Origin of the sequence: Duganella sp. Dugasp56, assembly GCF_047304105.1 — a bacterium.
GTDB lineage: Bacteria > Pseudomonadota > Gammaproteobacteria > Burkholderiales > Burkholderiaceae_D > Rugamonas > Rugamonas hordei.
In genome coordinates, this window is record NZ_JBGLYQ010000093.1 from 1 (window position 1) to 6651 (window position 6651).

Here is a 6651-nt window from a genome sequence, read left to right on the forward strand (position 1 = left end):
TTTTTTTTTTTTTTTTTTTTTTTTTTTTTTTTTTTTTGTTTTTTTTTTTTTTTTTTTTTTTTTTTTTTTTTTTTTTTTTTTGTTTTTTTTTTTTTTTTTTTTTTTTTTTTTTTTTTTTTTTTTTTTTTTTTTTTTTCTTAATTTTTTTTTTTTGTTTTTTTTTTTTCTGGTTTTTTTTTTGTTGTTTTTGTTGGGCGGGCGGCATGGGGGTGGGGGGTTTTTTTTAAAATTTTTTAAAACCACCCCCACCCCGCGGGGGGGGGGCCGCGGCGCCATCGAGGGCGCCGGCGGCTTGCATACCACCGTGCCGCGCATCGCCTCGCTGACGGCGCCGGCGGCCGGCATCCGCGTCGCCAGCCTGTCGAACCTGGTCGTTGGGCCAGCCTCGGCGGCGTCGGGCGACGTCGTGACCACCACCGGTACGCTGGCGCTGAGCACGGCCACCGGCCATCCGTTGACTATCAATGGCGACCTTGCCGCGACCGGCAATATCGACCTGACGGCCGGTTCCGCCGGCTCCAGCAATTCCCTGGACCAGATTAATTTCGCGCAGAACGTCACCTCCAGCGGCGGCAATATCACCATCAACGCGAACGGCGTCACCGGCGCGCACGTGCCGGCCGGCGGCAACGTCAGCTCGCACCTGTTCGTCCCGTCGACGCAGGTACCGCCACCGACCGTGGCCGCCTGCATCGCCAATCCGACGTTGAGCGGTTGCTCCAGCGTCCTGCCCAGCCTGGCCGTCTGCACCAGCGCACCGACGACAGAAGGTTGCTCCGTAGTGTTGCCAGGCCTGGCCGTTTGCACCGCAGCGCCGACGACCGCCGGCTGTTCAGCCGTATTGCCAGGCCTGGCCGTCTGCGTCAGTGCGCCAACGACGCCCGGCTGTTCGGCCGTCTTGCCTGCTCTAGCCGTCTGCATGACCGATCCGACCACCGCCGGTTGCAGCGCGGTGCTGCCGAGTGTGAGCGTATGTGTTGCCGCGCCGACCACGGCCGGTTGTTCGGCCGTGCTGCCGACTCTCGCCGTGTGCGCTGCCGCGCCGACCTTGCCGGGATGTTCTGTCGTGCTGCCTACCGTGGCCGCTTGCGCTGCGGCACCGACGCTGCCTGGTTGCTCGGCTGTGCTGCCGACCGTGGCCGCCTGCACTGCGACGCCGACACTGCCGGGTTGCTCGGCCGTGCTGCCGACCGTGGCCGCCTGCGCTGCCGCGCCGACGCTGCCTGGTTGCTCGGCCGTGTTGCCGACCGTGGCCGCTTGCTCCGCCGCGCCGACACTGCCGGGTTGCTCGGCCGTGTTGCCAACGGTGGCGGCTTGCTCGGCCGCGCCGACCTTGCCGGGCTGCTCGGCTGTGCTGCCGTCGGTGGCGGCTTGCACGATCACGCCGACTTTGACCGGTTGTTCCGCCGTGTTGCCAGGCCTGGCGGCATGCGTCGCCACGCCGACCCTGGCCGGTTGCTCGGCCGTGCTGCCGCCGCTGAGCGTCTGCGTGGCGGTTCCAGGCACGGCGGGCTGCTCGGCGGTCCTGCCTGACCTGGCTGTTTGTGTCGCTACGCCGAGCGCCGCCGGTTGCTCCGCCGTGTTGCCCTCGCTGGCAAGCTGCAGCAGCGCGCCGACCACGGCCGGCTGCAGCGCCGTCCTGCCGACGTTGGCACAGTGCACCAGCACGCCGACGCTTGCCGGTTGCAGCGTCGTGTTGCCGCCTGTGAATGTGTGCTTGAGCAACCCGAACGCCGCCGGCTGCGTGGTGGTCGTGCCGCCGGTCCAGTCCCAGTCTGATGGGCCGATCGCGCAAGCGCTCAACACCACCATCAACGTGATCAACGCGGTAACGCCGGCCGGCGGTGCACCAGTCGTGCCGATTGTGGCGCGGACTTCCAGCGGTGGCGGTAGCGGCAGCAGCGGCAACGACTCGGGCACCACGTCGTCGACCGGCGGCCCGGCCGCGACGTCCAGCACGCCGGACGACAGCGAGAAAAAAGACGTCAAGAAAGAAGACGTCGTCGCGCAAAAGACTGAAACCAAGAAAGAGGTGCAGAAAAAGACCTACTGCAATTGATGCGTGTTGGCGGCAGGATGGCGGCGACAACGGGGCGCAGGCGTGCGCCGTTGTCGCCGTTGCCAGTTTACGATGGTGGCATCCGAGTCCAATGCAGGGAGACCATCATGCCCAGAGGAGCGAGTCCCAAGCGCGAACGGGAATACAAGGAACTGGAGCACAAATTCGAGGAAGAAGGGCGCTACAAGGGCCGCGAGGAGGAAGTCGCGGCTCGCATCGTCAACAAGCAGCGCGCCGAGGCCGGAGAGACCAAGGACGCCAAGGATACCCGGCCTCCCCGAACCGGCACCGGCCACCGGCGCAGCAATACGACGCGCGCTACACGCCGCAGTAAGCCGTCTTGACGGTGGTAAAGAACTCGGCCGCGTAAGTGCCTTGCTCGCGCGAGCCGTAGCTGGACGCCTTGCTGCCGCCGAACGGCACGTGATAGTCGACGCCCGCCGTCGGCACGTTGACCATCACCATGCCGGCCTGCGCGTGGCGTTTGAAGTGCGTCGCGTGCTTGAGCGAGGTGGTGACGATGCCGCTCGACAGGCCGAACTCGGTGTCGTTGGCCAGGAATAGCGCATGCTCGTAGCTGTCGGCCGGAATCACGCTGGCAACCGGGCCGAAGATTTCCTCGCGGCTGATGCGCATGTCGTTGCTGGCGTCCGTCAGCAGGGCGGGGCGCAGGTAGAAGCCGGGCGACGGGCCATCCAGGCGTTCGCCGCCGTAGGCCAGGGTCGCGCCTTCGTCCTTGCCGATGCGGATATAGTTCATGTCCTGTTCCAGCTGGTTGGCGTCGACCACCGGGCCGATGTCGGTGCCGGCGGCCAATGCGTCGCCGACCGCCAGCTTGGCCAATTCCTGCTTGACCGCCTCGACGAAGCGCGGATAGATGTTCTTGCCGACGATTAACCTACTGGATGCCGTGCAGCGCTGGCCGGTGGAGAAATACGAGCCTTGCACCGCACAGTAGACGGCGGTGGCGAGGTCGGCATCGTCAAGGATGACCAGCGGATTCTTGCCGCCCATTTCGATCTGCACCTTGGCCAGCCGGCCCATCGCCGCCATCGCCACCTTCTTGCCGGTGGCGACCGAGCCGGTGAAGCTGATGGCGTTGACGCGGCGGTCGTTCAGCAGCGCGGCGCCGACCACGGCGCCATGGCCCATGACCAGGTTGAACACACCCGGAGGCAGGCCGGCGCGGCTGATGATCTCGGTCAGCGCCCAGGTGCTGCCCGGCACCAGTTCGGCCGGCTTCATCACCACGCAGTTGCCGTAGGCCAGCGCCGGCGCGATCTTCCACGATGGAATCGCGATCGGGAAATTCCACGGCGCGATGATGCCGACCACGCCGACCGGCTCGCGCGTCACTTCGACGTCGAGGTTGGGGCGTACCGACGGGATCTTGTCGCCGCGCAGGCGCAGGCATTCGGCCGCAAAGAACTTGAAGATATTGCCGGCGCGGACCACCTCGCCGATGCCTTCCGGCTTGGTTTTTCCTTCCTCGCGCGACAGCAGGATGCCCAGCTCTTCGCGGCGGGCCAGGATTTCGCTGCCGATCTTGTCGAGCGCGTCGGCGCGCATCTGGATGTTCGACAGCGCCCAGCCGGGCGCGGCGGCAGCGGCGGCGGCAATCGCCAGCTCGGTCTGCTGCGCATCGGCCACCGCATAGTGGTCGATGATGTCGTTGGTATTGGATGGGTTGACGTTGGCTGAACTGCTGGTGCCGTCCAGCCAGGCGCCGTTGATATACAGTTGTTTCATGGGCTCCGCTTTACATGATGAGGTGGGGAAGCAGCATTATCCTCCGTTATCAAAATTTTTACCTGCTGGTCACAATCTGATGTAAAATAGTAACTAGTGTTGTAAGAAATGATAGCTTTGAAACATTGCCTCTGGTAGGGCGGATGTCGGAAAGGCCGGACCTCGACGGGGTCCGGCCTTTTTTGTTGTCAAGCCATGGCCCAGGCCTGGCTCGCGCTGAGCACGGCGGTCAGCATCAGCAATGCGCCCATGACGCGGGCTGCGACGGTCGAGGCCGCCGGATGCGCGGCAAACCAGCCGCTGGCGCCGCTGGCGGCATAGGCCAGCGCACCGTAGACGCCCAGCTGCGTCAGCGCCGTGATGCCGCCCAGCACGCCCGATTGCACCCACAACGGCCCCTGGCCCGGCTTCAGGAATTGCGGGAAGATCGCCAGCATGAAGATGTAGGCTTTCGGATTCAGCAGGCTGGTGGTCAGCGCGCGGCGGAAGATGACGGCGTCGGCCATCGCTTCGGCGCCCGGCGCCGGATGGAACACGCTGTCGCTGCGCAGCAGGCTCCAGCCCATCCAGGCGATGTAGACGGCGCCCGCCAGCAGCATGATCTTGAACAGCGGCGGCCAGTATTGCAGCACCATGGCTACGCCCAGCGCGCCCATGCACAGATGGCAAAAGCCGCCGGCGATGATGCCGCCCACCGCCGCCATGCCGGAACGGCGCCCGCCCAGCATCGAACTGCCCATGACGAAGGCCATGTCCAGCCCCGGCAGCGCGATGACGCCGAAGACCACGACAAAATACAACCAGAGATTGGCGGTTTGATTCATTGCATGCTCCTGTGGTGACGTTTTATGCAGTTTAAAGATCAATCAGGGCAGATTTGGCCCTAATAAACTGCTATCTTTACGTCATGTACCATCCAACCACACGTGTATTGGCAGTGCTGGAACTGCTGCAGACCCATGGCCGCATGAGCGGCGCCGACATGGCCGGGCGGCTGCAGGTGGACGGCCGCACCTTGCGCCGCTACATCGTCATGCTGGAGCAGATCGGCATCCCGATTACCACCGAGCGCGGCCGCCACGGCGGCTACGCGCTGATGCCGGGTTTCAAGCTGCCGCCGATGATGTTCACCGACGACGAGGCGCTGGCTTTGTCGCTGGGCTTGCTGGCGGCGCGTGGACTGGGCCTGGCGGAGGCGGCGCCGGCGGTGGCCAGCGCGCAGGCCAAGTTGGAGCGCATCATGCCGGCCGGCTTGCGCCAGCGGGTCGGCGCCATCGATGAAACGGTGCGGCTGGACTTGCGCACCGGTCCCGGGCAGGCCGGGGCCGAGCCGAACAACGCTGCGCTGAGCGCGCTCAGCGTGGCGGCCAAGGCGCGCCGGCGTGTGCATCTGCGTTACCGCGCCGGCGGCGCGGACACCGGGCGCGACTTCGATCCCTACGGCCTGGCTTACTATGCCGGCTACTGGTACACCGTCGGGCATTGCTATCTGCGGCGCGACTTGCGCACCTTCCGGCTGGACCGCGTGCTGGCGGTTGAGCCTGCCGACGGCGGCTTCACGCTGCCGCCGGGCTTCGATGCGCTGGAGCATCTGCGGTTGTCGGTGGCGGCGCTGCCGCGCAAGTTCGCCGCCAGGATCCTGCTGCACACCGACCTGGCCACGGCGCGCCGCTCGATGATGGACACCATCGGCCTGTTCGAGCAGACGGGCGATGGCGTGCTGCTGCACAACCAGTCCGACGAGCTGGGCTGGCTGGCGCGCCAGTTGGCCGCCGCGCCGTTCGATATTACGGTGCTGGAGCCGCCTGAGCTGCGGGCCGAACTGGGCGCGGTTGCGGCGCGCCTGTTGCGCGCGGCCGGCGCTCGTTAGGAGACGGCCGCTTCCTCAGGCATCGCGCCGGCGTGGACACGCGCATACTCCTGCAGGCAGGCCAGCATTTTGGCTGACCAGGGATTCTCGATTGCCGCGTTCGCCAATGACTCATGGGCGAAGACTTCGACCAGGGGCCGGCCGGGACCCGCCTGCACCAGCTTGAAGGGTTCAAAGCCCGCTTCCAGCGAATACTCCAGGAAGCGCAGGTGGAATTCGCCGTGCCGCATGCCGTCTACCGACAGTATCTGGAACGACGGCCCGTTTCCTTCGTTGTAGGCGTGGGCGCCGGCCGTCGCCAGCACGCGCAGCGCCGGCCAGTCGAATTGTTCCGGCTTGTCTTCCCATTGCTCCTGAAGGTCCAGGAACCGGCCCACGAGTTGATTGATGTCACTGGGTTTCTGCATAGTCATAGCTGCCTCCGTCGCGAATCAAATCGCAAAAGCTTGTTGAACTACCGCGGCTTGCTGCTGCTGGTGCAGCGACGCATAGCCAGGTGCCGTGGATGAGGACGCGGCGCGGCAAGCGTCATGAATTTCCGTCATGACTGGTACCACGGCCCGAAGATCTTCTTCAAGAACTTTCCAGGCGCCCTGGTTGCGGGCTTCCTCCTGGCACCAGACGACTTTCTTCAGATTCGGATAGCGGGCCAGTTCCGCAGCCAGTTGCCCGGCCGGGAATGGATACAGCTGTTCCAGGCGTATCAGTGCGACGTTGTGCAAGTCGTGTGTCCGGCGATATTCCAGCAGGTCGACGTAGACCTTGCCGGAGCAGATAATCGCGCGTTCGATTTCCGCCCCGTTCGACATGTCGCCAAGCACCTCATGGAACGTTGTTCCGTCGGCGAGGTCCTCCAGGCTGCTGACGGCATCCGCGTGACGCAGCAGCGATTTGGGCGTCATCACAATCAGCGGCTTGCGGTCGACCGCAAGCGCCTGCCTGCGCAGCAAATGGAAAAACTGGGCGGGCAGGG

General features: G+C 64.3%; 6 protein-coding genes and 2 pseudogenes. 3 read left to right on the plus strand and 5 right to left on the minus strand.

What is annotated here, in order from left to right; all coding sequences use genetic code 11:
• A pseudogene (locus ACCD07_RS31935) lies at positions 1 to 276 on the minus strand (hypothetical protein); the annotation flags it as partial.
• A 16-nt stretch (positions 277 to 292) separates the two neighbouring features.
• Here ACCD07_RS31935 and ACCD07_RS31940 point away from each other — a divergent pair.
• Together ACCD07_RS31940 and ACCD07_RS31945 are read left to right on the plus strand one after the other, a co-directional pair.
• Positions 293 to 2059: a hypothetical protein gene (locus ACCD07_RS31940; RefSeq protein ID WP_413449656.1), complete on the plus strand. Its 1767-nt coding sequence runs from the start codon at positions 293 to 295 to the stop codon at positions 2057 to 2059.
• Positions 2060 to 2166: 107 nt separating this feature from the next.
• Complete coding sequence (locus tag ACCD07_RS31945; RefSeq protein ID WP_413449657.1) at positions 2167 to 2403, plus strand: hypothetical protein; 237 nt, start codon at positions 2167 to 2169, stop codon at positions 2401 to 2403.
• On the opposite strand, the gene ACCD07_RS31950 is transcribed toward ACCD07_RS31945, so the two are convergent.
• Together ACCD07_RS31950 and ACCD07_RS31955 are read right to left on the minus strand one after the other, a co-directional pair.
• On the minus strand, positions 2378 to 3808 hold the full coding sequence (locus ACCD07_RS31950; RefSeq protein WP_413449658.1) for an aldehyde dehydrogenase family protein: 1431 nt from the start codon (positions 3806 to 3808) through the stop codon (positions 2378 to 2380). The genes ACCD07_RS31945 and ACCD07_RS31950 overlap by 26 nt on opposite strands.
• A 188-nt stretch (positions 3809 to 3996) precedes the next feature.
• Complete coding sequence (locus tag ACCD07_RS31955) at positions 3997 to 4632, minus strand: LysE family translocator (RefSeq protein WP_413449659.1); 636 nt, start codon at positions 4630 to 4632, stop codon at positions 3997 to 3999.
• Positions 4633 to 4715: 83 nt separating this feature from the next.
• On the opposite strand from ACCD07_RS31955, the gene ACCD07_RS31960 reads away from it, so the two are divergent.
• Positions 4716 to 5678 carry a helix-turn-helix transcriptional regulator gene (locus ACCD07_RS31960; protein WP_353398701.1) on the plus strand — a complete coding sequence of 321 codons (963 nt, stop codon included), beginning with the start codon at positions 4716 to 4718 and terminating at the stop codon, positions 5676 to 5678.
• Here the strand turns inward: ACCD07_RS31960 and ACCD07_RS31965 are convergent.
• Positions 5675 to 6091, minus strand: coding sequence for a hypothetical protein (locus tag ACCD07_RS31965; RefSeq protein ID WP_413449660.1), 417 nt, complete (start codon positions 6089 to 6091; stop codon positions 5675 to 5677). The two genes, ACCD07_RS31960 and ACCD07_RS31965, sit on opposite strands and share 4 nt — an antisense overlap.
• A gap of 18 nt (positions 6092 to 6109) precedes the next feature.
• Positions 6110 to 6651: pseudogene (locus tag ACCD07_RS31970) on the minus strand (alpha-ketoglutarate decarboxylase); the annotation flags it as partial.

What these genes read in the sequence shown, in the direction of transcription:
- ACCD07_RS31945 (WP_413449657.1), top strand. Translation starts at nt 2,167, where the DNA reads ATGCCCAGAGGAGCGAGTCCCAAGCGCGAACGGGAATACAAGGAACTG.
- ACCD07_RS31950 (WP_413449658.1), bottom strand. Translation starts at nt 3,808, where the DNA reads ATGAAACAACTGTATATCAACGGCGCCTGGCTGGACGGCACCAGCAGT.
- ACCD07_RS31955 (WP_413449659.1), bottom strand. Translation starts at nt 4,632, where the DNA reads ATGAATCAAACCGCCAATCTCTGGTTGTATTTTGTCGTGGTCTTCGGC.
- ACCD07_RS31960 (WP_353398701.1), top strand. Translation starts at nt 4,716, where the DNA reads ATGTACCATCCAACCACACGTGTATTGGCAGTGCTGGAACTGCTGCAG.
- ACCD07_RS31965 (WP_413449660.1), bottom strand. Translation starts at nt 6,091, where the DNA reads ATGACTATGCAGAAACCCAGTGACATCAATCAACTCGTGGGCCGGTTC.